Raw genomic sequence first — 2,277 nt, 5'->3', positions numbered from 1 at the left:
GTTCCAGCCTGACCGCGGCAAGTGCCGCACGCAGCGTCTCCCGGTCCTGGACCAGACTTGTCTCGCGCTGCTGCAGCGCTTCGAAAGCGCCGTCACGCTCGCGCAGCTTTCGCGTCGCGTCGTGCAGCTTTTCCGACAGAGCCCTCTGTTCGGCGGCCAGGGCGGCATTGGCAACCTCCAGCTCGTTGGCGCGCAGGATGTCGCTGTGCAGGATGTTGAGGAATTCGCGCGTCAGATGGTGTGAGGTACCGATCTCCGACAGCTTGTCGTTGATCTCCTCCAGATAGTCCCTGGCGTCGTGGAAGAGTCCCTCGAAGGCGCTCAATGCAGCCAGCCGGGTCTGTGTATGGGCGGTCAGTCTTGGCGCGGTTTCGGAACTGTCCGCAGCGCCCGCATTCTCGGCATTCCCGGCATTGTCGTCATTTGCCGCATCGGCCTGGGGTGGCCCGTCATCGGGTGCCGCCTGGGCATCCGGCACATCGTCGCTCTCTGGCGGCGCCAGGTCGTCGGCGTCGAGACTTGCATCCAGCGCGTCCGCCAAATCGATCTGCAGGTCCTGGATCGCTTTATCCACGTCTTCAGCACGCTTGATCAGGCCTCTGAAGTTCATCGCCAAACTCCCCTTACGCATACCTCGCTTAGAACTTAACAAATTGCTAATATATCCTTACATCCGCTGCTTGCGCAGGGGAAGCCCCGTCGGCACAAAGGTAAATTTGGGACATTTTAGGGGTTTGGACGGCGCGAGCGATGCGGTGCGAGGGTGCGAAGCCGGTTCTGCCGGCGGGACAGCGCCCCCTCTGTCCTGCCGGACATCTCCCCCACACGGGGGGAGATTGGAGGTCATGCGGGCTTTCGCCAATCGCCAACGTTGCAAGAAGAACTGAAGCGCAGAAATTGCCAATCTCCCCACTTGTGGGGGAGATGTCCGGCAGGACAGAGGGGGGCGCGAAGGATCGCGGCTCCCTAAGTTGCCCTCACCCCGCCATGGCCAGCGGCACGGCGCTCTTGTTGGGGATCTGGATGTCGATTTCCAGCGTCGACATGGTCTCGCCGCGGTCCATCGAGACCTGCAGATAGTCCTGGTCGATCTGCACATGCTTGGCGATGACGGCCATGATCTCCTCGCGCAGGATGGAGACGAGGTCGGGCTGGCTGCGGTTGCGGCGCTCATAGGCGAGCAGCACTTGCAGCCGCTCGCGCGCCACCGGGGCGCTGGAGCGCCGCTTGAAGATGTCGAGCAGGTTCATGCCGCCCTCCTTCCCAAAAGACGATCGAGGAAGCCCTTGCGCTCGAAGGGCACGATGACGGGCAATTCCTCGCCCTCCAGCCGCCTGGCGGCGTCGATATAGGCCTTGGCAGCGGAATTGAGCGGCTCCGACAGCGTCACCGGCGAACCGAGGTTGGAGGCGCGCAGCACGTCCTGGCTTTCCGGAATGATGCCGAGCAGCGGCACCGACAGGATTTCCAGCACGTCGTCGATGGACAGCATCTCGCCGCGCGAGGCGCGCGCCGCATCGTAGCGCGTCACCAGCACATGCTTGGCGATCTGCTCGCCCTGCTCGGCCCGCAAGGTGCGGGCATCGAGCAGGCCGATGATGCGATCGGAATCGCGCACCGACGACACTTCCGGATTGGTGACGATGACCGCCTCGTCGGCAAAGCGCATGGCGAGCTGCGCGCCGCGCTCGATGCCGGCCGGGCTGTCGCAGAAGACGTAGTCGAACACCGAGCGCAGCTTGTCGATGACTTCGCCGACGCCTTCCTCGGTCAGCGCATCCTTGTCGCGCGTCTGCGAGGCCGGCAGCAGGAACAGCGTCTCGACCCGCTTGTCGCGGATCAGCGCCTGCGAGAGCTTCGCCTGGCCCTGGATGACGTTGACGAGGTCGAACACCACGCGCCGTTCGGCGCCCATGATCAGGTCGAGGTTGCGCAGGCCGACGTCGAAGTCGACGAGCGCCACCTTCTTGCCGGTCTTGGCCACGGCCGCCCCGAGGGCCGCCGTCGAGGTCGTCTTGCCGACGCCCCCCTTGCCCGAGGTGACCACCACTACCTTGCCCATTGAAAAGCCTCCGTTGTTGTTGTTCTTGGTCGGGCGGCCCTCGGCCGCCCCAATATCGAAACGAATGTCAGCTCAGCGTCGAAACCCGCAAGGCGTCGCCGTCGAGAAACGCCTGCACCGGCTTGCCGCGCGAAACGCCTTCCATCTCCTCGGCGGTGACGTACCAGCCGTCGACCGCCAGCAGCTCCGCCTCGTTTTTGCGGCAGAAGATGCGC

At 64.3% G+C, this 2,277-nt stretch carries 2 protein-coding genes and 2 pseudogenes; all 4 read right to left on the bottom strand.

What is annotated here, in order from left to right; all coding sequences use genetic code 11:
• Positions 1–610, bottom strand: a pseudogene (locus ENZ74_RS29670) (hypothetical protein); the annotation flags it as partial.
• Positions 611–977: 367 nt separating this feature from the next.
• Positions 978–1,250 carry a cell division topological specificity factor MinE gene (gene minE, locus ENZ74_RS29660; protein ID WP_024501686.1) on the bottom strand — a complete coding sequence of 91 codons (273 nt, stop codon included), beginning with the start codon at positions 1,248–1,250 and terminating at the stop codon, positions 978–980.
• Positions 1,247–2,062 (bottom strand): septum site-determining protein MinD, encoded by an 816-nt coding sequence (minD, locus tag ENZ74_RS29655; protein ID WP_013530671.1) that lies wholly within the window; start codon positions 2,060–2,062, stop codon positions 1,247–1,249. Before minD ends, minE begins: the two co-directional genes overlap by 4 nt.
• Before the next feature lie 67 nt (positions 2,063–2,129).
• Positions 2,130–2,277: pseudogene (locus tag ENZ74_RS35445) on the bottom strand (septum formation inhibitor MinC); the annotation flags it as partial.

The sequence above is a fragment of the Mesorhizobium sp. M7A.F.Ca.CA.002.15.2.1 genome (assembly GCF_003998715.1).
GTDB classification, from domain to species: domain Bacteria; phylum Pseudomonadota; class Alphaproteobacteria; order Rhizobiales; family Rhizobiaceae; genus Mesorhizobium; species Mesorhizobium ciceri.
Note: the sequence above shows the minus strand (reverse complement) of the source record. Positions and strands in the feature narration are given on the sequence as shown.